The sequence below is a fragment of the Dankookia sp. P2 genome (assembly GCF_050632255.1).
Classification (GTDB): Bacteria; Pseudomonadota; Alphaproteobacteria; order Acetobacterales; family Acetobacteraceae; genus Paracraurococcus.
On record NZ_CP192581.1, the window covers coordinates 5013739 to 5037906 of the forward strand.

General features: G+C 72.6%; 22 protein-coding genes, 1 tRNA gene and 6 pseudogenes. 16 read left to right on the forward strand and 13 right to left on the reverse strand.

Annotated elements, in window-relative coordinates:
* The first annotated feature begins 23 nt into the window (after positions 1-23).
* The 4 genes from ACQ86J_RS29780 to argC all read left to right on the forward strand — a co-directional run bounded on the left by ACQ86J_RS29780 (position 24) and on the right by argC (position 2711).
* Entirely contained in the window at positions 24-524 is a 501-nt protein-coding gene (locus tag ACQ86J_RS29780) for a hypothetical protein (protein WP_431268349.1), read from the forward strand.
* Positions 521-1234, forward strand: coding sequence for a hypothetical protein (locus ACQ86J_RS29785; RefSeq protein ID WP_431268350.1), 714 nt, complete (start codon positions 521-523; stop codon positions 1232-1234). Before ACQ86J_RS29780 ends, ACQ86J_RS29785 begins: the two co-directional genes overlap by 4 nt.
* A 22-nt stretch (positions 1235-1256) precedes the next feature.
* On the forward strand, positions 1257-1424 hold the full coding sequence (locus tag ACQ86J_RS29790) for a hypothetical protein (RefSeq protein ID WP_431268351.1): 168 nt from the start codon (positions 1257-1259) through the stop codon (positions 1422-1424).
* Positions 1425-1733: 309 nt separating this feature from the next.
* Complete coding sequence (gene argC / locus ACQ86J_RS29795; protein WP_431268352.1) at positions 1734-2711, forward strand: N-acetyl-gamma-glutamyl-phosphate reductase; 978 nt, start codon at positions 1734-1736, stop codon at positions 2709-2711.
* Positions 2712-2969: 258 nt separating this feature from the next.
* On the opposite strand, the gene ACQ86J_RS29800 is transcribed toward argC, so the two are convergent.
* The 5 genes from ACQ86J_RS29800 to ACQ86J_RS29820 form a co-directional block, all read right to left on the reverse strand.
* A complete protein-coding gene (locus ACQ86J_RS29800) occupies positions 2970-3494 on the reverse strand; it encodes a hypothetical protein (protein WP_431268353.1) in 525 nt (174 codons plus the stop codon).
* Positions 3491-3934, reverse strand: a complete 444-nt coding sequence (locus tag ACQ86J_RS29805; protein ID WP_431268354.1) for a transporter substrate-binding domain-containing protein — start codon at positions 3932-3934, stop codon at positions 3491-3493. The genes ACQ86J_RS29800 and ACQ86J_RS29805 overlap by 4 nt, the downstream gene beginning before the upstream one ends.
* Positions 3913-4098, reverse strand: coding sequence for a hypothetical protein (locus ACQ86J_RS29810; protein WP_431268355.1), 186 nt, complete (start codon positions 4096-4098; stop codon positions 3913-3915). Before ACQ86J_RS29810 ends, ACQ86J_RS29805 begins: the two co-directional genes overlap by 22 nt.
* 172 nt (positions 4099-4270) lie before the next feature.
* Positions 4271-4855, reverse strand: a complete 585-nt coding sequence (locus tag ACQ86J_RS29815; RefSeq protein WP_431268356.1) for a hypothetical protein — start codon at positions 4853-4855, stop codon at positions 4271-4273.
* Positions 4837-5019, reverse strand: coding sequence for a hypothetical protein (locus ACQ86J_RS29820; protein ID WP_431268357.1), 183 nt, complete (start codon positions 5017-5019; stop codon positions 4837-4839). Before ACQ86J_RS29820 ends, ACQ86J_RS29815 begins: the two co-directional genes overlap by 19 nt.
* Positions 5020-5834: 815 nt before the next feature.
* Between ACQ86J_RS29820 and ACQ86J_RS29825 the strand changes: the two genes are divergently transcribed.
* From ACQ86J_RS29825 to ACQ86J_RS29850, 6 genes and pseudogenes are all read left to right on the forward strand, one after another.
* A complete protein-coding gene (locus tag ACQ86J_RS29825; RefSeq protein WP_431268358.1) occupies positions 5835-6062 on the forward strand; it encodes a hypothetical protein in 228 nt (75 codons plus the stop codon).
* Positions 6005-7237 carry a M20/M25/M40 family metallo-hydrolase gene (locus ACQ86J_RS29830; RefSeq protein WP_431268359.1) on the forward strand — a complete coding sequence of 411 codons (1233 nt, stop codon included), beginning with the start codon at positions 6005-6007 and terminating at the stop codon, positions 7235-7237. The genes ACQ86J_RS29825 and ACQ86J_RS29830 overlap by 58 nt, the downstream gene beginning before the upstream one ends.
* Positions 7237-8442, forward strand: a complete 1206-nt coding sequence (locus ACQ86J_RS29835) for a histidine phosphatase family protein (RefSeq protein ID WP_431268360.1) — start codon at positions 7237-7239, stop codon at positions 8440-8442. The genes ACQ86J_RS29830 and ACQ86J_RS29835 overlap by 1 nt, the downstream gene beginning before the upstream one ends.
* Positions 8443-8530: 88 nt before the next feature.
* A complete protein-coding gene (locus tag ACQ86J_RS29840) occupies positions 8531-9559 on the forward strand; it encodes a methyltransferase (protein ID WP_431268361.1) in 1029 nt (342 codons plus the stop codon).
* Positions 9560-9787: 228 nt separating this feature from the next.
* Positions 9788-10177, forward strand: a pseudogene (locus tag ACQ86J_RS29845) (ABC transporter substrate-binding protein); the annotation flags it as partial.
* Between the two features lie 88 nt (positions 10178-10265).
* Positions 10266-10910, forward strand: a complete 645-nt coding sequence (locus tag ACQ86J_RS29850) for an ABC transporter substrate-binding protein (protein WP_431272584.1) — start codon at positions 10266-10268, stop codon at positions 10908-10910.
* Positions 10911-11071: 161 nt separating this feature from the next.
* Here ACQ86J_RS29850 and ACQ86J_RS29855 read toward each other — a convergent pair whose 3' ends face one another.
* The 3 genes from ACQ86J_RS29855 to ACQ86J_RS29865 all read right to left on the reverse strand — a co-directional run bounded on the left by ACQ86J_RS29855 (position 11072) and on the right by ACQ86J_RS29865 (position 11793).
* Positions 11072-11350: a hypothetical protein gene (locus tag ACQ86J_RS29855; RefSeq protein ID WP_431268362.1), complete on the reverse strand. Its 279-nt coding sequence runs from the start codon at positions 11348-11350 to the stop codon at positions 11072-11074.
* A 49-nt stretch (positions 11351-11399) separates the two neighbouring features.
* Positions 11400-11669 carry a class I SAM-dependent methyltransferase gene (locus tag ACQ86J_RS29860; RefSeq protein ID WP_431268363.1) on the reverse strand — a complete coding sequence of 90 codons (270 nt, stop codon included), beginning with the start codon at positions 11667-11669 and terminating at the stop codon, positions 11400-11402.
* A gap of 49 nt (positions 11670-11718) precedes the next feature.
* Positions 11719-11793 (reverse strand) — tRNA-Val (locus ACQ86J_RS29865).
* Positions 11794-11896: 103 nt separating this feature from the next.
* Here ACQ86J_RS29865 and ACQ86J_RS29870 point away from each other — a divergent pair.
* Positions 11897-12703, forward strand: coding sequence for a DUF3108 domain-containing protein (locus tag ACQ86J_RS29870; protein WP_431268364.1), 807 nt, complete (start codon positions 11897-11899; stop codon positions 12701-12703).
* Between the two features lie 92 nt (positions 12704-12795).
* Here ACQ86J_RS29870 and ACQ86J_RS29875 read toward each other — a convergent pair.
* Positions 12796-13323, reverse strand: a pseudogene (locus ACQ86J_RS29875) (HAD family hydrolase); the annotation flags it as partial.
* Positions 13324-13480: 157 nt separating this feature from the next.
* On the opposite strand from ACQ86J_RS29875, the gene glmU reads away from it, so the two are divergent.
* Positions 13481-14806 (forward strand): bifunctional UDP-N-acetylglucosamine diphosphorylase/glucosamine-1-phosphate N-acetyltransferase GlmU, encoded by a 1326-nt coding sequence (glmU, locus tag ACQ86J_RS29880; protein ID WP_431268365.1) that lies wholly within the window; start codon positions 13481-13483, stop codon positions 14804-14806.
* A pseudogene (glmS, locus tag ACQ86J_RS29885) lies at positions 14806-16627 on the forward strand (glutamine--fructose-6-phosphate transaminase (isomerizing)). Before glmU ends, glmS begins: the two are co-directional and overlap by 1 nt.
* Positions 16628-16714: 87 nt before the next feature.
* Here the strand turns inward: glmS and ACQ86J_RS29890 are convergent.
* The 3 genes and pseudogenes from ACQ86J_RS29890 to ACQ86J_RS29900 all read right to left on the reverse strand — a co-directional run.
* Entirely contained in the window at positions 16715-17707 is a 993-nt protein-coding gene (locus tag ACQ86J_RS29890) for a Bug family tripartite tricarboxylate transporter substrate binding protein (protein ID WP_431268366.1), read from the reverse strand.
* A gap of 65 nt (positions 17708-17772) precedes the next feature.
* Entirely contained in the window at positions 17773-18909 is a 1137-nt protein-coding gene (locus tag ACQ86J_RS29895) for a tripartite tricarboxylate transporter substrate-binding protein (protein WP_431268367.1), read from the reverse strand.
* Positions 18910-18985: 76 nt separating this feature from the next.
* A pseudogene (locus ACQ86J_RS29900) lies at positions 18986-19351 on the reverse strand (tripartite tricarboxylate transporter substrate-binding protein); the annotation flags it as partial.
* Positions 19352-19648: 297 nt separating this feature from the next.
* On the opposite strand from ACQ86J_RS29900, the pseudogene ACQ86J_RS29905 reads away from it, so the two are divergent.
* The 3 genes and pseudogenes from ACQ86J_RS29905 to ACQ86J_RS29915 all read left to right on the forward strand — a co-directional run bounded on the left by ACQ86J_RS29905 (position 19649) and on the right by ACQ86J_RS29915 (position 22507).
* A pseudogene (locus ACQ86J_RS29905) lies at positions 19649-21128 on the forward strand (NAD-dependent succinate-semialdehyde dehydrogenase).
* Between the two features lie 538 nt (positions 21129-21666).
* Positions 21667-21954: pseudogene (locus tag ACQ86J_RS29910) on the forward strand (YeeE/YedE thiosulfate transporter family protein); the annotation flags it as partial.
* Between the two features lie 151 nt (positions 21955-22105).
* Positions 22106-22507: a YeeE/YedE thiosulfate transporter family protein gene (locus ACQ86J_RS29915; RefSeq protein WP_431268368.1), complete on the forward strand. Its 402-nt coding sequence runs from the start codon at positions 22106-22108 to the stop codon at positions 22505-22507.
* Between the two features lie 60 nt (positions 22508-22567).
* Here ACQ86J_RS29915 and ACQ86J_RS29920 read toward each other — a convergent pair whose 3' ends face one another.
* Positions 22568-24166: an arylsulfatase gene (locus ACQ86J_RS29920; RefSeq protein WP_431268369.1), complete on the reverse strand. Its 1599-nt coding sequence runs from the start codon at positions 24164-24166 to the stop codon at positions 22568-22570.
* Positions 24167-24168 lie beyond the last annotated feature (2 nt).

A 24168-nucleotide genomic window follows, 5' to 3' on the forward strand; every position in this document is an offset into this window, starting at 1 on the left:
ACCTCCGCCTCGCCGCCGAGAAGGTGGCATGGGGCGAGCTGAGCGCCGAGCGCGCCACGCTCGACGCCGCGCTCGAGAACGGCCGCGTCACGCTGCGCCGGCTGGCGCTGCGGACCGGGGAGCTGGATGCCGCCGCCTCCGGCGCCCTGCAGCTCGGCACCCCGCTGCGCCTCTCGGATGCCAGCCTCGAGCTCGCCGGCGCCGGTGCCGCGCTGCTGCCGCTGCTGCCGCCCGACCGGGCGGGCCTGGCGCCGATGCTGGCCCAGCCACTGGCGCTGCGGCTGTCCGGCAGCGGCGTGCCCGAGGCCCTGGCGCTGCGCGGGGAGGGCGACCTCGGATCGCTGCGCGCCGAGGCCGGGGCGACGCTCGACCTGCTGCAGGGGCGCGGCAGCGGCACGCTGACCCTCCGGCACCCCGGCGCGACGCGGCTGCTGGCGCCGCTGCTCGGGCCCGAGGGGGGATCTGGCTCGGCCCCGGCTCCTTCTCCGTCATCGCCGCGTTGTCCGGCCAGGGCCGGACGGTGACCGCCGAGCACCTGGACCTGGTCGCCGGCGCAGTCCGCGGCCGCGGCCAGATGACGCTGGCGCTGGACGGCGCCCGGCCCCGGCTGACCGGCCGCTTCGCCGCCGAGGTGCTGCCCCTGCCGGCGCTGCCGCTGCGCGGGCGCCAGCCGCTCGGGCTCGACCGGCTGGCGGCGCTGGAGGCCGAGCTGGCGCTGGAGGTGGCCCGGGTGGAGGCGGCCGGCGAGCCGGTGCTCGAGGCCGTCACGACGGCGCTGAAGCTGGCCGGCGGCACGCTGCGGCTGGACGGGCTGCAGGCCAGGCTCGGCGGCGGCACGCTGAAGGGAACGCTGGCGGTCGACGGCGCCGCGGCGCCGCCGCGCCTCTCGCTCGATGCCGCGCTGGCCGATGCCATCATCTCCGGCCCGCTCTTCGACCTGCCGCTGGACCTCGGCGCCGGACGGGTGGAGGGCACGGCGCGGCTGACGGCGGAGGGCCACAGCATGGCGGCGATCCTGGCGACCCTGGCGGGGAGGCGAGCCTCGCGGCGCGCGACGGCGTGCTGGTGGGCTTCGACCTGGCGGCGCTGCAGGCGGCCGGCGCGCTGCCCGAGCTGCGCGCGGCCGAAGCGGCGCTGCGCCAGGCCCTGGCCGGCGGCGCGACGGCCTTCGAGCGGCTGGAGGGCGGGGCGAGGCTGGAGGCCGGCCGCGCGGTGCTGGAGGGGATGCGGCTGACCGCCGAGGGGGCGGGGAGGCGGTGGCGAGCGGCGCGATCGATCTCGGCCGCGCGGCGCTGGACCTGCGGGTGGCGGCGCAGCCCGTGGCGGACTCGGCCGAGGTGGGGCTGCGGCTGACCGGGCCGGTGGGGGCACCGCGGCGGCTGCCGGAGCTGGCGGCCTTCCTGCGCTGGCGGGCGGAGCGGTAGGGCTGGCCGCGACCGGCCTGGGCGCCGGATTCCGCACGCGGCGGCCAGCGGACATTCCGCTTGACGACGGCCATGGGCAGCGACAGTGTCGCGGGACATGACCAGGATCCGGACGCCTTGTGACCGACGCCGACGCTGCTGCACCCCTGCGGCGGCTCCTTGGGCTGCGCGTCGATCGGCGTCCTTCCGCGTGGCGGCGGCCTTCATCTAGGCCCCATCCGCCGGAGCAGCCCCGGCCCGTCTTCCCGAACCCCCGCAGCCCTCGGCTACGGGGGTTTTCTTTTGCCCGAACTCCAGAAGGACACCACCATGAGCATTCGCGTCGGCATCGTCGGCATCAGCGGCTTCGGCGGCGGCGAGGCGATGCGCCTGGTCGCCGGCCACCCCTCCTTCGAGCTGGTCTACGCCGCGGGCGAGGGCAGTGCCGGCAGCCGCCTGGCGGACCGCTTCCCCGGCCTGCCGGCCAGGCTGGCCGGGCTGGTGATCGAGAAGTGGGACCCCGCTTCCCTGCCGAAGCTCGATGTGCTGTTCGCGTCGCTGCCCACGGGCAGCTCGGCCGAGGCGCTGGCGCGCGTGCCGGCGGAGGTGAAGGTCGTCGATATCGGCGGCGACCACCGCTATGCCGAGGGCTGGGCCTATGGCCTTGCCGATATCTGGCCGGACCGGATCGCGGGCCGGACCCGCGTCGCCAACCCCGGCTGCTTCCCGGCGGCGACGCTGACCGCGCTGGCCCCGCTGCTGGCCGATGGGCTGATCGAGCCCGGCAACATCGTCATCGACGCCAAGACCGGCATCTCCGGCGCCGGCCGGGGCGGCGGCGACAGCCGGTTCGGCTATGCCGAGAGCAACGAGAACCTGGTGCCCTACGGCCTGCTCCGGCATGTCCACATGCCCGAGATGGCCAGCACGATCGAGCGGCTGAGCGGCGGCAGCGCAGCCGGGCTGGTCTTCACGCCGCATTTGGTGCCGATGACCCGCGGCATCCTCGCCACCATCTACTGCCGCGGCCGCGCCACCACGGGCCAGTGCCTGGAGGCGGCGCGGCGCTTCTACGCCGGGCGGGCCTTCGTCCGCGTGACCGACACGCCGCCGCAGACCAAATGGGCGACCGGCTCGAACCTCGCCTTCGTCAGCTACGCGGCCGATCCGGAGCGCGACCTGGTGATCGCGATGGGGGTGGTCGACAATCTCGGCAAGGGAGCGGCCGGCCAGGCGGTGCAGAATGCGAACCTGATCTGCGGCCTGCCGGAGAGCGCGGGGCTGGAGGGCGCCCCTGTCTGGCCGTGACGAGGGCGGGCACCAGGCCGCCATCCGACCCGCTTCGTGGGTCCGTTCGGGGCTTCGGGCAGTGGTCGCCGACGCGACCATGGCTGCCGCTCGTCGGGGCGGGGAGCGGAGCGTGGAGGCGAGCGAAGCCGGTGTCCGCGCCGCCCCTGCAGGCGGACAAGGGAGCCGGGCCACGCGGGAGCGCTCTCGATGGCAGCGTCCGGCCGCATGTCGCCTGTCCGCTGCACGCGCGCCATGGGCCGCTTGCCCCCGGCCATCCTATTGGACGTCCGAGAACCAGCGCCGGGAGATCTCCTCGTACCGCCCTTCCGCGAACAGCTCGAGCAGCGCGCCGTTGATCTGCTTGCGCAGCGGGCCGCCGGGCGCCACCGCCAGCCCGTACTTCTCCGGCCGAAAGACCGGACCGACCACGGTGACTTCGTCAGGCCCGAAGACCCGCGACCAGTAGCGCAGCGAGGGTGCCTCGTAGACCGCCGCCTGCGCCTCCCCGCTCCGCAGCAGGCGCAGTCCCTCGTCGGCGCTCGTGATCGTGCGGTAGGGCAGGCCGCGTTCCCGCAGCCAGGCCTCGGCGATGCTGCCGGGCGTCGTGATGATCGCCTTGCCCGGCAGGTCGTCGGGACCGCGGATGGTCGACTGCATTTGCTGGACCGTGAGCGAGGATGTCACCGTCGCGGTGAACTGCGCGATCAGCACCACGCCGAACAGCCACATGAGGGCAACCGTCAGGCGCTTGCCGAGCAGCGATTCGTCGCGGTCGCCGTGCTCGCCGGTGGCGATGATCATGACGACGCCCCAGAGCCCCTCGGCAACCCCGCGCAGGTAGCCGCGCCGGAACCGGGGTTTCCCCGGCGCTCCACCAACCAGAGCACATGGGCAAGCAGCACGAGGATGACCGCCCCAGCCAGGACGAGGTCGCCGATGGCGCTCCAGGGCAGCGCGCGCAGGAAGCCGAGGCCGGGCACGCCGCCGCCGCCGTCGGGATGCACCCCGATCTGCAGGCCGGAATCGAAGTAGGCTATGGTGAAGTCCACGCGCTGCTCGCGTAGCGGCGTCATGGCGATCGCGGAGATCGCCACATCCGCCTCGCCGCGGCGCAGCGCCTCGAGCTGCGCATCGTCGCTGCGCCGGCCGAGGTCGACGAAGCGCGACGACACCTTCAGCTTCTCGGCCAGGGCGTTCCAGAGGTCCACGCTGAAGCCCGTCAGGGCGTCGTCGCGCCGCATGACGAAGGGCGGCGCCTCCCCGTGGCGACCCGGAGCATGGGCGCCGGCGCCGCAGGCGCCGGCTGCGCCGCCACCTCGGGGCCGGGCGCGAGCACGAGCGCGAGGAATGCGGCGCGGAGCCAGGCGCGGGCGGCGCGGCCGCGCGGCGCCATGCGTCTCGTCATCGCCCGACTCCCATCACCATCGAGCCCCGGCGGGGAACGGCATCCCTTGGTGGTGCCTCGCCGGCGTCCGACGCGCCGCGCATGCGATCGCCTCGGACGGCCATGCGCCGAGACGCCGGCGACGGGCGCGCGCCACATGGCTGCGGCGCACGCCCCTGGGTGGCCGCCAAGCTCACGGCAGGGGCCCGGGGTCCTGGGGCGGTCCGAACAGGATGTTCCGCATCCGGTCCCAGCCGATCGCCAGCGTGATCTGGCCGAAGGCGCAGAAGGGGATCATCGCCACGAAGAAGCTCAAGGCGGAGAAAAGCACGCCCGCCGGGCCACCGCCGCCGATCGCCGGCACGCTGGCCGCCAGTGCCTCGCCGTGCAGCCAGCCGCCGATGACGCCCTCCAGCACGTGCATGGCGATGAAGAGCACCGCGAGGATGAAGGCCTGGATGAGGATCGGATAGATCAATGGCTGGGCCTTGACGCGGGCGCCGAGCCTGAGGTCCTCGACGACCAGCGCCACCTTGCCGAGCACCAGCGCGTTCACCAGGGCGAAGCCGTGCGGCGCGAAGGGAATGGCCTTGCTGACGCCGCCATGGGTGCGCAGCGCGATCTCCTCGTGCAGGGTGAACATGCCGAGAAGCACCCAGATATAGATGAAGGAGACGAGGTAGCGGCTGACCTCGTCCATGACGACGCGCTTCGCCTTCTCCAGCCGCGTGCGGCCGGCCGTCGCGCCATCGCCTGCATTCATGCCCCGCTCGCGCATGCGCCGGTTCCCTCTGCCTGGCCGGCCCACGCCGGCTCCCCGGCGAGGATCGACCCGCGCATGTTACAGGCCCGCATGCCCTGCGCGACGCAGATTTGCGGCATCGCGATCACCTCGGCGGCCATCGCGTCACACGCGAGCGCGGCGCGGATGCGTTGCCGCAAGCCGGGCGGGTGCAGCGACCCCTCCGCCGGTGACGGAGATCGGCATGCCGCTTGGGCCATGCGGCGCGGGGCGTCGCGCGCGCTTTCCGCCGGATCGCCGGGCAGCCATGCGACGGATCGCGCGGTGGCGCGGCATCGTCCGGGCGCCCGGGTCGAAGCGCCGCTTCCCGCCCTTCCCGGTCAGCAAGGGTGGGTACGACTGATCGGCTTGCAGGAATGCGGGCGCGCCCGGCCGACGACCGGGACGGGCTCAGAGCCTTCGATCTCGGCCGCCTTCCGGCGATGTCCGCTGGCTCACCGGCGCCGGTCATGGCAGCCATGGGCCGGCGCGCGGTCCTCGGGGGAGAGCGGCCTGCCGCTCCCGGCCAAGGCCGGGCTAGTCAGGTCGCGGCAGCAAGGGACCGCTCCGGGTCTCCGGCCGACCGGCACGCTCGCCAAGGCGGCCGCAGCGCCGCTTGCGGTCTTGATTTCATAGGAAAAATATCATATAGCCAGGGGTTCGTAGGGAGGCCAGCCGATGCGCCCAGCCCGCCCCGCCCTGCCACATGCGGCCGCCCGCCGGCTGGCCTGTCAGCCCCACGCTGCGCCCGCCGCATCCCGCCTCGCCGCTTTGCCCGCGAACCCTCGGCACCGCGCCACGGCCGCCACCCGGTCCCGCGCCGCGCCCGGACTGCCGCCCCCGCCGCTTTGTCCGAAAACCGCATTTCGCCCCGCCCGGGGAGTTTGTCCGAAAACCGCGGGACCGCCCCGGCATGGACCGCCGCCCCGGCCTTCGCCATGCTCCCGGCCCCATCCTCACCCATCCGGGACCCATCATGCCCACACGCCAAGGCGCCATCGCCCGCGCCGCCGCCTTCTTCGACGACGGTTCCTACAAGGCCCTGCTCACGCGGCTGGTCGAGATCCCCTCCACCGCGCAGGAGCCGGAATTCGCGCCGGAGCGCACCGCTACCTCGACCAGGCCATCCGCCCCTGGGTCGAGTCGATGGGCTTCGCGGTCACCATCCACCCCAACCCGCTGGAGGGCTTCGGCCCGATCATGACCGCGGCGCGAATCGAGGACCCGGCCCTGCCGACCGTCCTGCTCTACGGCCATGGCGATACCGTGCGGGGCCTCGATGACCAGTGGCGCCCCGGCCTGCTGCCCTGGACGGTGACCGAGGAGGGCGACCGCTGGTACGGCCGCGGCACCGCCGACAACAAGGGCCAGCACGCCATCAACCTCGCGGCGCTGGAGGCGGTGCTGGCGGAGCGCGGCGGGAAGCTCGGCTTCAACGTCAAGCTGCTGCTGGAGATGGCGGAGGAGCGGGGTTCGCGCGGCCTGCAGGAATTCGCCGACCTGCACAAGGAAACGCTGGCGGCCGACGTGCTGATCGCCTCGGACGGGCCGCGGGTGGAGCCGGGCCTGCCGACCATCGCCACCGGCAATCGCGGCATCTTCCAGTTCGACCTGGTGCTGAAGCTGCGCGAGGGCGGCGTGCATTCCGGCCATTGGGGCGGGCTGACCACCGACCCGGCGATCCGCCTGACGCATGGCCTGTCCGCCATCATGGACCCGCGCGGCAGGATCCTGGTGCGGGACTGGCTGCCCCGCAACGGCGTCCCGGCCGAGGTGCGCGCGGCGCTGGCCGGCTGCCCGGTCGGCGCCGGGGAGGGCGAGGCCTCGGCGACCATCGATGCCGACTGGGGCGAGCCCGGCCTGACCCCGGCCGAGAAGATCTATGGCTGGAACGGCTTCATCGTGCTGGCCATGATCAGCGGCCAGCCGGAGAACCCGATGAACGCCGTGGCGCCCTCGGCCCGCGCCACCTGCCACATCCGCTACACCGCCGATACCGATCCGCTGACCTTCGAGGCCTCCCTGCGGAAGCACCTGGACGAGCAGGGCTTCGCCGACATCGCCATCGAGAATGCCGGGGTGCGGATGGCCGCGGCGCGCACCGCGCCGAACCACCCATGGGTGCTCTGGGCGCAGGACAGCATGCAGCGGACGCTGGATGCGCGGGTGCAGGTCATCCCGAACAGCTCGGGCGGCCTGCCCGGCGACGTCTTCGCCGACCAGCTCGGCCTGCCGATGGTCTGGGTGCCGCACAGCTACAACGGCTGCAAGCAGCACGGGCCGGACGAGCACCTGCTGATGGGCCCGGCACGGCAGGGGATGCTCGCCTTCGCCGGCCTGTGGTGGGATCTCGGCGAAGGTGGGACCCCGAAGCGCTGATGGCGACGGCTTGGTTCGTCACCCATCCGGAGGTCGCCATCGACCCCGCGGTGCCGGTGCCGGATTGGAGCCTCTCGGCCGAGGGCCATCGTCGCGCCGCGCTGCTGGCGGCGCGGCCCTGGACGCGCGGCCTGGCCGCGGTCTTCAGCAGCGCCGAGCGCAAGGCGCGGGAGACCGCGGCGCCGCTCGGCCATCCGGTCCGGGTTCGGCCGGCGCTCGGGGAGAACGACCGCAGCGCCACCGGCTACCTTCCCAAGGCCGAGTTCGAAGCCATCGCCGACCGCTTCTTCGCCGAGCCCGGGGTCAGCATCCGCGGCTGGGAGAGGGCGGCGGACGCGCAGGCGCGCATCGTCGCCGCGGTGGCCGCCGCCCTGGCCGAGGCGCCGCCGGGCGATGTGGCGATCATCGCCCATGGCGGCGTCGGCGCCCTGCTGCGCTGCCACCTCGCGGGGTTGGCGATCACCCGGGCGGAGGACCAGCCGGCCGGCGGCGGCGGCCATGTCTTCGGCTTCGACCGCGCCGGCGGCGGGCGGCTCACCCCTGGCGGCGGCTCGAAGAATGAATGGGCGCCGTTACGAAACCTCACTCCATTGCGTCGCCGCTGTCATGCGGCGGTTACACGCAGGGCGCATCTCTTTCCCGCAAGGCCCGTTGGGCCCGCACAGGAGGACTTGCCGATGAAGACTTTCCGCATGGCGCTGCTCGGCACCGCCCTGCTGGCCGCCGCGCCGGCCCTGGCGCAGCCGGCCGCACCGCCCGCCCCGCCGCCGGGCGGACCCGCCGCCGGCCCGCGCGCCGAGCGCGGCCCGGGCGCGATGTTCAACCAGGTCGATGCCAACAAGGACGGCAAGGTGACCTGGGACGAGGCCTGGGCGTTCATCCAGCAGCGCTTCGCCGCGGCCGACCCGGACAAGGACGGCAGCCTGACCCAGAAGGAGATGGAGGCCGCGCGCCTGCGCCCCGGTCCCGCCCGGCCCGATGGCGGCCAGATGGGCCCGCGGCATGGCCAGATGGTCGGCATGATGTTCCGCGGCCTCGACGCCAACCGCGACGGCGTAGTGACGCTGGAGGAGATCCGGCCGATGGCCGAGGCCCGCTTCCGTGCCTTCGACGTCAATGGCGACGGCGCGGTGACGCGGGACGAGTTGCCGACCCCGCCGCCGCGCCACCAGCACCGCCACCCGGCCGGCCCCGCGCCGACCTGAGGACGCGCCGCTTCGTCATTGGCGGGGCGCGTTGCCGCCCGGCAAGCTGCGCCTCCGGTCCGTGGCCGGGCCGGAGGAGGAGGCGGTAATGACGGCAGCGGCCAAGGACGCTCAGGCGACGCCTGACGCCATCATGCAGCTCGGCTTCGGCTTCTGGGGATCGAAGGCGCTGCTGAGCGCGGTCGAGCTCGGCCTCTTCACCGAGCTGGCCCGGGGCGGCCCGCGCAACGCCGCGGCGCTGGCCGGCCGGCTCGGCCTGCATGTGCGCGGCGCGCGGGACTTCCTCGACGCGCTGGTCGCGCTCGGGATGCTGGAGCGCGACGCCGGGCGCTACGCCAATACCCCTGCCACTGCCCTCTACCTCGACCGCCGCAGCCCCGGCTATCTCGGCGGCATGCTGGAGATGGCCAATGCCCGGCTGTATCCGTTCTGGGGCTCGCTGACCGAGGCGCTGCGCACCGGCGCGCCGCAGAACGAGGTGAAGCACGGCCGCGACCTGTTCGGCGAGCTCTATGCCGACCCGGAGCGGCTGCGGGGTTTCGCCGCGGCGATGACCGCGCTGAGTCTGGCGCCGGCCCGGGCCATGGCCGCCGCCTTTCCCTGGGACCGGCACCGCAGCTTCGTCGATATCGGCTGCGCCGAGGGCGGGCTGCCCGCGCAGATCGCCCTGGCCCATCCGCACCTGGCCGGCGGCGGCTTCGACCTGCCGGCGCTGCGCCCGCTGTTCGAGGCGCATGCCGCGGCGCAGGGCCTGGCCGGGCGGCTGGCCTTCCATGCCGGCGACTTCTTCGCCGACCCGCTGCCCCGCGCCGACGTGCTGGTCATGGGCCATGTCCTGCACGACTGGGACCTCGAGCGGAAGCGGATGCTGATCGGCAAGGCGCATGCCGCCCTGCCGCCCGGCGGCGCGCTGATCGTCTACGAGGCGCTGATCGACGACGACCGCCGGGCCAATGCCTTCGGCCTGCTGATGAGCCTGAACATGCTGATCGAGACGCCGGGCGGCTTCGACTTCACCGCCGCCGACTGCATCGGCTGGATGCGCGAGGCCGGCTTCCGCGAAGCCGCGGCGCACCCGCTGGCCGGGCCGGATTCGATGGTGGTCGGGATCAAGTAGCCGCCTTCGGCCTGTCCCGCCGCGCCGGAATGCGGTGAAGTGGCGCGGTGCCCGGGCGAAGGACCGAAGCAATCGGCCCGCCGGGATCGAGGGAAGGAAACCGCCATGAGCCTCCATCGCCGCGCCGTGCTCGGCGCCAGCCTGCTCGCCACCGCGGGCATCACCCGCATCCTCCATGCCCAGACCCGGAAGCCGGAGGAGACGCTGCGGATCGGCCTGCTGCACGACATGTCGGGCCCATACCGCGACATCGCCGGCCCGACCAGCGTGGTCTGCGCCCGCCAGGCGGTGCGGGAATTCACCGCGCAGCACCCGGAGATCGGGGTCAAGCTGCTGGTCGCCGACCACCAGAACAAGTCCGACGTGGGCCTCGGCATCGCCCGGCAGTGGTTCGACCGGGACAATGTCGACATGGTGCTCGGCGTCAGCAATTCGGCGCTCGCCATCGCGCTGAAGCCGGTGGTCGAGGCCAAGGACAAGGCGCATGTCAACACTTCGGCCGCGACCTCGGCGCTGACCTCGGAATACTGCAGCGCCAATGCCATCCACTGGAGCTACGACACCTGGTGCCTGTCGCATGCGACGGGGGAGCCGCTGGTGAAGCTCGGCGCCGACAGCTGGTTCTTCATCACGCCGAACTACGCCTTCGGCCAGATGCTGCAGGCCGACACCACGCATTCGGTGGAGGGCGCCGGGGAGCAAGGTTCTGGGCAGCGTCGCCTACCCCTTCCCGGAGACGACCGACTTCTCCGCCTTCCTGCTGAAGGCGCAGGCGAGCGGTGCCAAGGTCATCGCCTTCCTCGGCGCCGGGACGGATTTCGTCAACGCGGTAAAGCAGGCGCAGGAATTCGGCATCATGAAGTCCGGCAAGCGCTTCGTCGGGCTGACCGGCTACATCAACAGCGTCATGGCGCTCGGCCTGCCCACCGCGCAGGGCCTGACCCAGACCGAGACCTTCTACTGGGACCTCAACCCGCGCACCCGCGCCTTCATGGACCGGGTGAGGGGCCAGCTGCCGCCGAACACCTTTCCCTGCCACAACCACGCCGGCGACTATGCCGGGCTGCTGCACTACCTGAAGGCCGCGGCGCAAATCGGCGTCGCCAGGGCGAAGGCCTCGGGCCGGGAGACGGTGGCGGCGATGCAGGCCATGCCGACCGACGACGACGCCTTCGGCGCCGGCACCATCCGCAAGGACGGGCGGAAGCTGCACCCGACCTACCTCTTCCTGGTGAAGACCCCGGCCGAGAGCCGCGGCCCGGGCGATGTCTACAAGGTGCTGGCGGAGACCTCGGCGGAGAAGTCATTCCGGCCGATCGCCGAGGGCGCCTGTGCGATGGCGAAGGCCTGAGCAGCGGCAGGAAAGAAAAGGCCGGGGGAGAAGGTATTCTCCCCGGGCCCCCTCATCTATTTCTGTGAGTCTGGCACTCGCCGCGCGGCGAGTGCCGAGACTCAGAAAAAGGAAGGGTGGGGTTCGGGGAGGGAATACTTTTCCCTCCCCGATCTTCCCTTTCAGGCCCCGGCCTCGAAGCCCAGCCGAGTCCAGCACACGCCCGGCCGGGCTTGGGCGCCCGGCCGGCGGTCGAGCCGCAGGAGCAGGCGCAGCCCCGCCGCCACGGCCAGCGCGATGGTCTCCTCGGCCGTGACCTCGAACATCCGCCGCCCCGGCGGCACCGGCCCGTGCCGCAGCGAGAGGACCAGCCGCCCGCCCGGCCGCAGCAGGCCCGCCATGCGCGGCATCGCCGCCTGCCGCTCCGCCAGGTCGAGATGCATCCAGACCGCGGTCAGCATCGCCAGGTCGAAGCGAGCCTGTCCCAGCCGGGCCAGGCGCGGCAGGGCATCATCGACCCAGGCGATGCGGGGGAGGGTGCAGCGCCCGCGCCGCCTCGCGCAGCGCCGCGGTCGGCTCCACCGCCACGACCGCATGGCCCAGGGCGGCGAAGGCCGCCGGGTCCCGCCCGGTGCCGGCACCGACATCCAGCACCCGGGCGGGCGGCGCCGGGAACAGGTGCCGGACCGCGCGGTGCACCGCCTCGAAGGGGATGCCTTCGTATTGCCGCAGCAGCGCAGCAGCCTCGGCGGCATAGCCTTCCGTCCCGTTGACCGGCATGGCGGATCCCTCGCCCGGAGGCGCCAGGATAGGGCGGAATGGGAAGAAGTGGTGGGCGCGACAGGGATTGAACCTGTGACCCTTCGCGTGTGAAGCGAATGCTCTACCGCTGAGCTACGCGCCCGACCTGCGGGAGGCGGGGAAATACGGAAAGCGGCAGGGGTGTCAAGCCGGGGATCGCCGCGCTTGCTGCGCCGCGGAAGCAGCCCATATCGTCGGCCATGGCTATGTCCCGGCTGCTCCCGACTGCCGCCTGCGCCGCCGCCATCCTTGCCCCAATGGCGAGCCGGGCGGAGACCCTGCTTGCCCGTTACGAGGTCCGTGCCGCTGGCATGCAGGTGATGCAGATCGAGGCGCAGTTCGAGCTCGAAGGCCCGCGCTACCGGCTGCGCGCCCGCATCCGCACCACCGGCCTGCTCAACGTCCTCGGCCGCGGTGACCAGGTAACCAGCACCGAGGGCGCCTGGCGCGGCACCGACCCGGTCCCGGCCCGCTACCGGGTCGAGGGCACCTGGCGCGGCACGAAGCGCGAGGTGGCGCTGGACTGGCCCAGCCCCGGCCAGCCGGTGCTCAGCGTGCTCGAGCCGCCGATCGAGCCGGACCGCCAGCCGGTTCCGGCGGCGCTCCGCCTCGGCACCATGGATGGGCTTTCGGCGCTGGCGAAGCTGACCCGCATCGTGGCGCAGACCGGCCGCTGCGATGCCGCCGCCGCGGTCTATGACGGCCGGCGCCGCGCCGACTACACCGTGCAGACCGAAGGCATGCAGATCCTGCCCCAGGAAGGCGGCTTCGGCGGGCAGGCGCTGCGCTGCAGCTTCGAGAGCCGGCTGCTGGCCGGCTGGCGCAGCGACCGGGAGGCGGAATGGGCACAGAAGCCGCAGCCCGCCACCGCCTGGCTCGGCCGGCCGCTGCCGGGGCTCCAGGCCATCCCGGTCAGGATCGAGCTGCCGAGCCGCTGGCTGGGCAGCATCCGCGTCGTGCTCCAATCGGTCGAGCCGCTGCCCTCAGGGCAGGAGGTCGCGGAGAAGCGGTAGCAGGTCGGCCGGCCTGGCCGCGGTGGCGGCGGCCCCTCGGCCATGGCCGGCGCGCCGTAGCCCCAGCCGGCGAAGAGGCAGGGCAGCCCGGCCCCCTGCGCCGCCGCGACGTCGTTGCGATGGTCGCCGATCATCACCGCCCGCGCCGGATCGCCCTCCGCCCTGGCGATGGTGCCGAGCAGGTGGCCGGGATCCGGCTTGCGCACGGGGAAGCTGTCGCCGCCGCCGACCGCGGCGAAGCGGCCATCGAGGCCGAGCGCGCGGAGCAGCGCCGCGGTCGCCGCCGCCGGCTTGTTGGTGCAGACCGCCAGTGCCCAGCCCTGCGCCGCCAGCCCGTCCAGCGCCGCGGCGATGCCGGGGAACAGCGCGGTCGCCTCGGCCGCCCGGGCGGTGTAGTCGGCGGTGAAGCCGGCCAGCAGGGCCTCGGAGAAGGCGATGCCGCGGGCCGCCGCGGCGCGCTCGACCAGCACGCGGACGCCGTCGCCGATCATCGCGGTGACCTCCGGCCGGGTGAAGCCGGGCCGGCCCTGGCCCCGCATCAAGCGGTCGAGGGCGGCGTGGATGTCGGGCGCGCTGTCGACCAGCGTGCCATCAAGGTCGAAGACGGCGAGGCGGGGCATGGCCCGGCCTACCGCGTGCCGCCGCAATCTGCAATGCGAGGCGCGGCCCGCGATGGCGTGACGCTTGCCTTTACCCGGGCAGGCCGGTCACAACCGGCATGCGATAGTGCAGCGGCGGGCCTAAACCCCCATGCCGCGTCCGTTTCCCGGAGATGCCATGCCCGCCGCAGCCATCATCCTCGCCGCCGGTCTCGGCACGCGCATGCGGAGCGCGCTGCCCAAGGCGATGCATCCGGTCGCCGGGCGGCCGATGATCAATCATCTGGTCAGCGCTTGCGAGCAGGTTTTCGACCGGATCGTGGTGGTGGTGGGGCCGGACATGCCGGTGATGGAACGCGCGGTGGCGCCGCATGCGACGGTGGTGCAGGCGGACCGGCTGGGCACCGGCCATGCCGCACGGATGGCCGCGCCCCTGCTGCGCGGCTTCGCCGGCGACGTCGCGGTGCTCTACGCCGACAACCCGCTGATCACCGTGCCGACCATCCGCAGGCTGGTCGCCAGGCGGGCCGAGGCCGGGCTGGCGCTGCTGGCGATGCGCCCCGAGGATCCGGGCCGCTACGGCCGCCTGGTGACCGAGCCCTCGGGCGACGTCGCGCGGATCGTCGAATGGGCCGATGCCTCCGAGGCGGAGCGGGCGATCGGGCTGTGCAACGCCGGCGTGGTCTGCGCCCCGGCGGCCGACCTGTTCCGCTGGCTGGATGCGGTCGGCAACGACAATGCCAAGGGCGAGTACTACCTGACCGACATCGTCGGCCTGGCGGTCGCCGATGGGAGGCGCGTGGTGGCCGAGGAAGCCTCCGAGGCCGAGCTGGCCGGGGCGAACAGCCGGGCCGAGCTCGCCCTGCTGGAGGCCGGCATGCAGGCGCGGCTGCGCGCCGCGGCGATGGCCGGCGGCGCGACCCTGACGGCGCCGGAGACGGTGTTCTTCTCCTGGGACACCAGGCTCGGCCAGGATGTCAGCGTCGCCCCCAACGTGGTCTTCGGGCCCGGCGTCACGGTCGAGGACGGGGTCGAGATCCGCGCCTTCAGCCATCTGGAAGGCTGCGTTGTGCGCAGCGGCGCGATCATCGGCCCCTTCGCCCGGCTGCGGCCGGGGACCGAGGTGGGCCGGGAGGCGCATGTCGGCAACTTCGTCGAGCTGAAGGCGGCGACGCTGGCCGAGGGCGCCAAGGCCAACCACCTGAGCTACCTGGGCGATGTCGCGGTGGGTGCGCGGGCAAATATCGGCGCCGGCACCATCACCTGCAACTATGATGGCGTGAACAAGCACCGGACCGAGATCGGCGCCGGCGCCTTCATCGGCAGCGACACCGCGCTGGTGGCGCCGGTCCGGGTCGGTGCGCGCGCGCTGGTCGCGGCCGGCAGCGTGATCACCGAGGACGTGCCGGACGACGCGCTCGCGATCGCGCGCGGCCGGCAGGCGACCAAGCCTGGCAAGGGCTTCAAGGGCAAGCGCCCTGCAGACACGAAGGGATCGAACTGATGTGCGGCATCGTCGGCGTTGTCGGCAAGGCGGATGCGGCGCCGCTGCTGCTGGAGGCGCTGCGGCGCCTGGAATACCGCGGCTATGACAGCGCGGGCATCGCCACGCTGGTCGATGGCCAGGTCGAGCGGCGCCGGGCCGAGGGCAAGCTCGGCAACCTGGCCGCGGTGCTGGAGCGCGAGCCGCTGAGCGGCACCACCGGCATCGGCCATACCCGCTGGGCGACGCATGGCGCGCCGACCGAGCGCAACGCCCACCCGCACAGCACCCGGCGTGTCAGCGTGGTGCACAACGGCATCATCGAGAACCATGCCGAGCTGCGCGCCGAGCTGGAGGCCAAGGGGCGGTCTTCGAGACCGAAACCGATACCGAGACCTTCGTCCGCCTGCTGGACGACATCCTGGCGCATGGGCTGGAGCCGAAGGCCGCCTTCGCCGCGGCGCTGAAGCGGGTGCATGGCGCCTTCGCGCTGGCCGCCGTCTTCGCCGGCCATCCGAAGCTGCTGATGGCCGCCCGCCAGGGCGCGCCGCTGGCGGTCGGCTTCGGCGAGGGCGAGATGTTCATCGGCTCGGATGCGCTCGCGCTGGCGCCGCTGACCCGCCGCATCGCCTATCTCGACGAGGGCGACTGGGCGGTGCTCGACACCGAGGGGCCGCCTTCTTCGACGCGCAGGACAATCATGTGGACCGCAAGGTGGTGGTCACCGCGGTCTCCGGCGCCGCTGTCGGCAAGGGCAACTACCGGCACTTCATGGAGAAGGAGCTGCACGAGCACCCGGCGGTGCTGGGCGACACGCTGCGGCAGTACCTCGACCCGAAGACGCTGGAGGTGCGGCTGCCGCGGCTGCCCTTCGACCCGGCGAAGATCCCCCGGCTGACCATTACCGCCTGCGGCAGCGCCTTCCTGGCGGGCGCGGTCGGCCGCTACTGGATCGAGCAGCTGGCGCGGCTGCCGGTCGATGCCGACGTCGCCTCCGGATTCCGCTACCGCAACCCGCCGCTGGCCGAGGGCGGCGCCGCCATCCTGATCAGCCAGTCCGGCGAGACGGCGGACAACATGGCGGCGCTGAAGCTGCTGCGGCAGGGCGGGCAGAAGGTGCTGTCGGTCGTCAACGTGCCGGAATCCTCGATGGCGCGGGAGAGCGACGGGGCGGTGCTGACCGTGGCGGGGCCGGAGATCGGCGTCGCCTCGACCAAGGCCTTCACCGCGCAGCTCGCGGTCATGGCCTGCCTCGCCATCGGCTTCGGCCGGGCGCGGCGGGAGCTCTCGACGCTGGATGAGGGCCGGCTGGCCCAGGCGCTGCTGGAGGTGCCGGGCAATGCGGCGCAGGTGCTGGAGCAGGACGCGCAGATCCGCGAGCTTGCGGCCGAGGTGGCCAAGGCGCGCGACGTGCTCTTCCTCGGCCGCGGCAGCCTCTACCCCATCGCGCTCGAGGGCGCGCTGAAGCTGAAGGAGATCAGCTACATCCATGCCGAGGGCCATGCCGCCGGCGAAATGAAGCACGGCCCGATCGCGCTGATCGACAACCTCGTGCCGGTGATCGCGCTCTGCCCGACCGGGCCGCTGTTCGAGAAGACGGCGTCGAACCTGCAGGAGGCCGCGGCGCGCGGCGGGCGGATCATGGCTTTCACCGATGCCGATGGCGTCGCGCCGCTGAGCCGCTTCGCCGAGCGGGTGATCGAGCTGCCGCGGGTCGGTGCCTTCTCGACCCCCATCCTCTATGCCATCGCGGTGCAGCTGCTGGCCTACCACGTGGCGGTGCTGAAGGGCACCGATGTGGACCAGCCGCGCAACCTGGCGAAGAGCGTGACGGTCGAGTAGGCGGAGGGGCGGCGCATGCTCCCCAAGGGCAGCGCCGCCTAGCGCCGCGGCGATCCGGGCGCGCTCAGCCTGCGAACGGCGCGGCCGCTATTGCGGCCGCAACCCGGCCAGCTGCGCCGCCTGCCGGTAGCGCGCCAGCTCGGCCACCAGATAGGCGGTGAGCCCGGCCGGCGTCGCCTCCTCCGGCGTTGCCGGCGTGGCGCCGAGCGAGACCAGCCGCTGGGCGACAGCCGGCGTCGCCAGCGCCTGCACCGCCGCCTCGCGCAACGCCGCCACGATCTCGGCCGGCATGCGGGCGGGGCCGAGCAGGGCGGTGAAGCTGGTGCTGGTGAAGCCGGGCACGCCGCCCTCGATGAAGGTCGGGACCTCCGGCATCTGCGGCACCCGTTGCGCCGCAGCCACTGCCAGGATGCGCGCCTTGCCCTCCTGGTGCAGCGGCAGGGCGGTGGAGAGCTCGAGGATCGCACCGTCGAAATTGCCCGCCAGCAGATCCGCCACCAGGGAACCGCCGCCGCGATAGGGCACGTGCACCAGCCCGGCGCCGGTGGCGTGGTTCAGCAGTTCCAGCGCGAAATGCCCGGTGGTGCCGATGGCCGGGCTGGCGATGTTCAGGCTGCCCGGCGCCGCCTTGGCGGCGGCCAGCAATTCCGGCCAGCTCCGCTGCGTCATCCGCGGCGCCAGGATCAGCACGTTCGGCACCCTGGCCAGCAGGCCTATCGGGGCGAAGTCGCGCAGCGGGTCGTAGGGCAGGTTGGCCTGCAGCACCGGGTTGGCGGTCAGCGATCCGCCGGAGCCGGCCAGCAGAGATATAGCCGTCCGGTGCGGCCCGCGCCGCGAGCTCGGCCCCGAGGCTGCCGGCCCCGCCGGCACGGTTCTCGACGACGAAATGCGGCCGAGCGTCTCCCCCATGGCGGCGAGCACGGTGCGGGCCATGACGTCGGTGTTGCCGCCGGCGGCGAAGGGCACGATCACCCGGACCGGCCGCTCCGGCCAGGCGGCGTGCGCGGCGCGCGGCAGCAGGGCCATACTCGGGCAAGCTGGGGCGGCGAGCGCCCCGAGCAGGGCGCGGCGCGTGGGCATGGCTTTCCTCCGGTGTTCTTGCCCATGAGTAGAACGATTGCCGCCGCGCCCGGCAAGCCGTGGGGCTATTCCTCGAAGATCGCCACCGCCCGTGTCCATCCGGCCGAGCCGCGATGCACCTTCACCGGGAAGCAGGCGACCATGAAGCCGTCCGCCGGCAGGGCTTCCAGGTTGTGCAGCTTCTCCATGTGGCAGTAGCCGATCTCGCGCCCGGCCCGGTGGCCCTCCCAGATGATGTCGGGGGAGGCGCCCTCGGCCAGCCGCTGCTTGGTCACGCTGAAGGGCACGTCCCAGGACCAGGCATCGGTGCCGCAGACGCGGATGCCGCGCTCCAGCAGGTAGAGCGTCGCCGCCTTTCCCATGCCGCAGCCGACATCGATGTAGTCGTCCTCCCCGTAGCGGCTGCCGGCGCGGGTGTTGACCATGACGATCTCAAGCGGCTTCAGCACGTGGCCGATGCGGTCGAGCTCCTTCGCCACGTCCTCGGGCTGCACCGTGTAGCCGTCCGGCAACGCGCGGAAATCGAGCTTCACCCCGGGCTGGAAGCACCAGTCGAGCGGCACCTCGTCGATCCGCATCGAGGGGCGGCCGCCCGGGACCAGCGCCTCGTCCTGCCGCGGGAAGAAATGGTAGGGGCTGTCGAGATGGGTGCCGGCATGGGTCGAGAGCCGGGCCTGCTCGCGCGCGGCGTAATTGCCCTCCGGCAGCTGGTCCTGGCGGATGCCGAAATACTCGGCGATCGGCGGCGCGGTCATCCGGTGGTCGTGGTAGTCGATCTGCGGCAGCGCCCAGGGCGGGTCGGACTTGATCCCCTGCTTCAGGGCCACCGAGATGTCGACGATGCGGCGGGGCATGGGCGTTTCCTTGCTACTCGGGCTGCACGCCAGGGCGCGCAGCACCTCGGCATGGTCGGCGTAGTGCTCGGCCAGGCGCCGGGCGAAATCGGCGCGGCCGAGATAGTCCGGCAGCACCGCCCAGCGCTGGGTCAGGGCGCGGAAGCCCTCGGTCGCCATGGCGGCCTGGCAGGCGGATTCCAGCCGGGCCAGCACCGGCTCCGGCGTGCCGCGCGGGGCGAAGAGGCCGGCGGCCGAGAGCTCCACCGCCTCGATCCCTTGTTCCTTCGCCGTCGGGACCTCGGGGAATCCCGGGTGCCGGCGGAGCGAGAAGGCGCCGATCAGCCGCATCTCCCCGGCCCGCGCCATGGGCACGCCTGAGGGCGACGACGATCGCCGCTGCGTCCAGCCGGCCCGCCTTCACCTCGAGCAGCGAGGCGGCGTCGCCGCGGAAGGGGGCGTGGACATACTCGCCGCCGGTGGCGGCGCGGATGCGCTCGACGCCGATCGAGGGGGCCGAGTTCGGCCCCGGCGAGCCATAGGTCACCGGCCGCTGCCGCGCCGCGGCGGCCATGTCGGGCAGGCCGCGCCAGGGGCTGTCGGCGCGGACCATGACGCCGAGGATGTTCTCGGTGACGTTGCAGATGGGTGCCACGGCATCCGGGCCGAGGCCGGTGTTCCGCACCAGGTGCGGCTGGATGGTCAGCGGCACCAGGGCGGAGAAGGCGAGGGTATGGCCATCCGGCGGGCTGGCCGCCAGCACGCGCAGGCCGACCACGCCCGACCCGCCCTCCCGGTTCGTCACCACCACGGGCTGGCCGAGCTGCGCCGCGAGCCCGTCCGACAGGGCGCGGGCGGTGGCGTCCGCCTGGCCTGCCGGTGGCGTAGGGGTTGATGACGGTGACGGGACGGTCGGAGTAGGCGGCCGCGGCGACCGGCGCCAGCGCCAGCATCAGCGCGGCGACGCGCATCCGGGCGCGACGCATGGCGTTCCTCCTGCTTCGTTGCGGGCAGGCTAGGCCAAGGTCCTGGCCCGCGGAAGTGGGCGCCCCTGACAGCCGCCCCCGCCCGTCCTATCTTCCGGCGGACCAAGGGAAGGAGACCGGCCATGCTGGACGCCATCACGAGCCTGCCGCTGAAGGACCCCGAGCTCTTCCGCCAGGCCAATTGCATCAACGGCCAGTGGGTCCAGGCCGATAGCGGCAAGACGATCGAGGTCCGCAACCCCTCGACCGGCGCCGTCGTCGGCCGCGTCCCCGCCATGGGCGCCGCCGAGACCCGCCGCGCCATCGAGGCGGCGCATGCCGCGCAGAAGGGCTGGCGCGCCATGCTGGCGAAGGACCGCGCCGCGATCCTCCGCAAGCTCTTCGACCTGATGATCGCCAATACCGACGACCTCGCGGCGATCATGACCGCCGAGCAGGGCAAGCCGCTGGCCGAGAGCAAGGGCGAGATCGCCTATGCCGCGAGCTTCATCGAATGGTTCGCCGAGGAAGGGAAGCGGGTCTATGGCGACACCATCCCGCAGAACGCCAAGGGCCGCCGCGTCCTGGTGACGAAGGAGCCGATCGGCGTCTTCGCCGCGATCACGCCCTGGAACTTCCCGGCCGCGATGATCACCCGCAAGACCGGCCCCGGCTGGGCCGCGGGCTGCACCGGGGTGATCCGCCCGGCCAGCCAGACCCCGTTCAGCGCGCTGGCGATCGCCGTGCTGGCCGAGCGCGCCGGCATGCCGCCCGGCGTCTGCAACGTCATCACCGGCCCCTCCGGCGAGACGGGCAAGGAGCTGACCTCGAACCCGCTGGTGCGCAAGCTGACCTTCACCGGCTCCACCGATGTCGGCCGGCTGCTGCTGGCGCAATGCGCGCCGACCATCAAGAAGACCAGCATGGAAGCTCGGCGGCAACGCGCCCTTCATCGTCTTCGACGATGCCGACCTCGACGCCGCGGTGCAGGGCGCCATGGCCAGCAAGTACCGCAACACCGGGCAGACCTGCGTCTGCGCCAACCGCCTGCTGGTGCAGGACGGCGTCTACGACGCCTTCGCCGCCAAGCTGAAGGCCGCCGTGGAGGCGCTGAAGGTCGGCGACGGGATGGAGCCCGGCGTGACGCAGGGCCCGCTGATCAACGCCGATGCGGTGAAGAAGGTCGAAGAGCACATCGCCGATGCCACGGCGAAAGGCGCGAGCATCGTCACCGGCGGCAGGCGGGACGCCCGCGGCGGCAATTTCTTCCAACCGACCATCCTGGCGAATGTCCCGCACGACGCGATGATCTTCACCGAGGAGACCTTCGGCCCGGTCGCGCCGCTGTTCCGCTTCAAGACCGAGGAGGAGGCGATCCAGCTTGCCAACGACACGCCCTTCGGCCTGGCGGCTTATTTCTACGCCCGCGACATCGGCCGGATCTTCCGCGTGGCGGAGGCGATCGAGAGCGGCATGATCGGCATCAACGAGGGGCTGATCAGCACGGAAGTCGCGCCCTTCGGCGGCGTCAAGGAAAGCGGCCTGGGGCGCGAGGGCAGCCATTACGGCATCGAGGAGTACCTCGAGGTGAAGTACTTGGCTCTCGGCGGCATCGGCACCTAAATCCCGCGCTGCGGGCGTGGTTTTTGAGCCATGCCCGCAGCGGGTGGCGGGTTTTCCGGATCGGCGCGGCCCCGGGCGTGAAACCGGCGGCCGTGCCGTGCCATATGGCGGGCAGCATTGGCCCTATCCGGAGAACCATACCTCATGTCCGCCTCCGTCACGGCTGTCGCGCCCGTCCCGGCGCGGTGGTCCGGCATCCATTCCCCGGCGGCGCTCGGCGCCGGCCTGCTGCTGCTGCTCGGCGCCCTCGCCATCGGCCAGGCGGTCAGCCCGCGCCAAGCGGCGCTCTACCTGCTCGGGGCATCGCTCGGCCTCGTCCTCTACCACGCCGCCTTCGGCTTCACCTCGGCCTGGCGGGTCTTCATCGCCGACCGGCGGGGAGAGGGGCTGCGGGCGCAGATGGCGATGCTCGCCCTCGCCGTGCTGCTCTTCTTCCCCACGCTCGCGGCCGGCTCGCTCTGGGGCCAGCCGGTCACCGGCAATGTCTCGCCCATAGGCGTCCTCGCTGCTCGTCGGCGCCTTCCTGTTCGGCATCGGCATGCAGATCGGCGGCGGCTGCGCGTCCGGCACGCTCTACACCGTGGGCGGCGGCTCGGTGCGGATGGTGCTCACGCTCGCGGCCTTCGTCGCCGGATCGGCGCTCGGCGCGGCGCATTTCCACTGGTGGCAGGCGCAGTGGCACTTGGCGCCGGTCTCGCTGGTGAAGGACTGGGGAGTCGGGCCGGCGCTGGCGCTGAACCTTGCCCTGTTCGGGCTGATCGCCGCCGGCACCGCCTGGCTGGAGCGGCGGCGGCATGGTGCGCTGGTCGCGGCGCGGCCTTCGCCGCGGCAGGGCCTCGCCCGCTTCCTGCGAGGCCCCTGGCCGGTGCTGGCCGGCGCGGTCGCGCTGGCGCTGCTGAACTTCCGCCACCCTGGCGCTGGCCGGGAAGCCCTGGGGCATCACCTCCGCCTTTGCCCTCTGGGGTTCCAAGGCGGCCATGGCGCTGGGCGTGGATGCCGCAAGCTGGCCCTACTGGTCGACGGCGCACGGGCAGGCGGCGCTCCAGGGCAGCGTGCTGAACGACGTCACCTCGGTGATGGATTTCGGCATCGTCCTGGGCGCGCTGCTGGCCTCGGCCTTGGCCGGTCGGTTCTCGCCCAGCCTGCGCGTCCCGCTGCGCTCGGCGCTGGCCGCGGTCATCGGCGGGCTCATGCTCGGCTACGGCGCGCGGCTGGCCTATGGCTGCAACATCGGCGCCTATTTCTCTGGCATCGCCTCCGGCAGCCTGCATGGCTGGGCCTGGATGGCGGCCGCCTTCGCCGGCAGCGTCCTCGGCACGCGCCTCCGTCCGCTCTTCGGCCTGGAGGTGGAGCGGACGCCGCGGCAGACCGGCTGCTGACCTTCGGGACAGGAGGCGATGGTTCGCCCGCCGCCAGGACCGGCGGCGGGCGAGCGGTCCTCAGCGGCTGCCGACCTGTTCCATGCTGCGCAGCACGGCATCCAGGTTGAAGGCGTCCGGCCGCTGGCGGGGCGGGAATTCCCTGAAGCTCTCGTAGAAGGTCCGCGCCATGGCCTGGGCCGGGACCAGCAGGAAGATCCGGTCCATGTACCAGTCGTTGTAGGTGTTGCTGTCGGTATCGGCGCGCTCGAACGGGTCCATGCGCAGGTCGAGCAGCTTCGGCGCGCGGAGCGGCACGAAGGGGTCCTGCCAGACGCCGAAGCCATGCGCCCGCTGCTCGAGGAAGACGACCTTCCAGCGCTCGTAGCGCATCGCCACCATCTGGCCGTCGTCGTTGAAGTAGAAGAACTCCTTCCGCGGGCTCTCGGCGGTCTGGCCGGTCAGCATCGGCAGGATGTTGTAGCCGTCCAGGTGGACCTTGTAGGTCCGCCCCTGGGTGGTGAAGCCGGCCAGCAGCCTGGCCTTGATCTCGGGCTCGCCGGCGGCGGCGACCAGGGTCGGGAACCAGTCCAGGTTGGAGACGATCTGGTTGCTCACGCTGTTCGGCGCGACGCGGCCGGGCCAGCGGATCGCGAAGGGCACGCGGAAGGCGCCTTCCCAGTTGGAGTTCTTCTCCGACCGGAAGGGGGTGATGCCGGCATCCGGCCAGGCATTGTAGTGCGGCCCGTTGTCGGTGCCGTAGATGACGATGGTGTCCTGCGCCAAGCCGAGCTCGTCAAGCTGCCTAAGGATGGCGCCGACATGGTCGTCGTGCTGCAGCATGCCGTCGGCATAGAAGCTGAGGCCCGACTTGCCCTTGTAGGCGTCCGGCACATGGGTGCGGAAATGCATCCGGGTCGAGTTGTGCCAGACGAAGAAGGGCTCGGGGCCGCCTGCCTTCCGCCTGATGAAGTCGGTGGTCCTGGCCAGGATCTCGTCGTCGATCGTCTCCATCCGCTTGCGCGTGAGGGGACCGGTATCCTCGATGGTCTGCGTGCCGTCCGGGTTGGCGCGGGTGTTGAGCACGCCGCGCGGGCCGAAGCGCTTCAGGAATTCCGGGTTCCTCGGATAGTCGACATTCTCCGGCTCCTCGGACGCGTTGAGGTGGTAGAGGCTGCCGAAATACTCATCGAAGCCATGCATGGTCGGCAGGTGCTCGTTGCGGTCGCCGAGATGGTTCTTGCCGAACTGGCCGGTCGCATAGCCCAGGCCCTTCAGGATGCGGGCGATGGTCGGGTCCTCGGGCTTCATCCCTGCCTCGGCGCCGGGCAGGCCGACCTTGGACAGGCCGGTGCGCACCGTCGCCTGGCCGGTGATGAAGGCGGACCGCCCGGCGGTGCAGGACTGCTCGGCGTAGTAGTCGGTGAAGGTCATGCCTTCCTGGAAGATCCGGTCGATATTGGGCGTGCGGAAGCCCATCATGCCGCGGTTGTTGTGGCTGAGGTTCCAGTACCCGACGTCGTCGCCCCAGATGACCACGATGTTCGGCCGCTTCCCGCCGGCGGGCGCGGGCGCCGCCGCCTGGGGGGCCGTCTGGGCCTGGACGGATGGCGTGCCGCCGGCGGCGGCCAGGGCCGCGCCGCCGAGCAGCATCTCGCGGCGTGAAGCTCCGCTCCTCATGG

Coding starts and splice junctions, on each gene's coding strand:
- argC (WP_431268352.1), top strand. CDS start 1,734: ATGAGCATTCGCGTCGGCATCGTCGGCATCAGCGGCTTCGGCGGCGGC.
- ACQ86J_RS29800 (WP_431268353.1), bottom strand. CDS start 3,494: ATGATCATCGCCACCGGCGAGCACGGCGACCGCGACGAATCGCTGCTC.
- ACQ86J_RS29805 (WP_431268354.1), bottom strand. CDS start 3,934: ATGCGGCGCGACGACGCCCTGACGGGCTTCAGCGTGGACCTCTGGAAC.
- ACQ86J_RS29810 (WP_431268355.1), bottom strand. CDS start 4,098: ATGACGAGACGCATGGCGCCGCGCGGCCGCGCCGCCCGCGCCTGGCTC.
- ACQ86J_RS29815 (WP_431268356.1), bottom strand. CDS start 4,855: ATGCGCGAGCGGGGCATGAATGCAGGCGATGGCGCGACGGCCGGCCGC.
- ACQ86J_RS29825 (WP_431268358.1), top strand. CDS start 5,835: ATGCCCACACGCCAAGGCGCCATCGCCCGCGCCGCCGCCTTCTTCGAC.
- ACQ86J_RS29830 (WP_431268359.1), top strand. CDS start 6,005: ATGGGCTTCGCGGTCACCATCCACCCCAACCCGCTGGAGGGCTTCGGC.
- ACQ86J_RS29835 (WP_431268360.1), top strand. CDS start 7,237: ATGGCGACGGCTTGGTTCGTCACCCATCCGGAGGTCGCCATCGACCCC.
- ACQ86J_RS29840 (WP_431268361.1), top strand. CDS start 8,531: ATGACGGCAGCGGCCAAGGACGCTCAGGCGACGCCTGACGCCATCATG.
- ACQ86J_RS29855 (WP_431268362.1), bottom strand. CDS start 11,350: ATGCTGACCGCGGTCTGGATGCATCTCGACCTGGCGGAGCGGCAGGCG.
- ACQ86J_RS29860 (WP_431268363.1), bottom strand. CDS start 11,669: ATGCCGGTCAACGGGACGGAAGGCTATGCCGCCGAGGCTGCTGCGCTG.
- ACQ86J_RS29870 (WP_431268364.1), top strand. CDS start 11,897: ATGTCCCGGCTGCTCCCGACTGCCGCCTGCGCCGCCGCCATCCTTGCC.
- glmU (WP_431268365.1), top strand. CDS start 13,481: ATGCCCGCCGCAGCCATCATCCTCGCCGCCGGTCTCGGCACGCGCATG.
- ACQ86J_RS29890 (WP_431268366.1), bottom strand. CDS start 17,707: ATGCCCACGCGCCGCGCCCTGCTCGGGGCGCTCGCCGCCCCAGCTTGC.
- ACQ86J_RS29895 (WP_431268367.1), bottom strand. CDS start 18,909: ATGGCGCGGGCCGGGGAGATGCGGCTGATCGGCGCCTTCTCGCTCCGC.
- ACQ86J_RS29915 (WP_431268368.1), top strand. CDS start 22,106: ATGGCGCTGGGCGTGGATGCCGCAAGCTGGCCCTACTGGTCGACGGCG.
- ACQ86J_RS29920 (WP_431268369.1), bottom strand. CDS start 24,166: ATGAGGAGCGGAGCTTCACGCCGCGAGATGCTGCTCGGCGGCGCGGCC.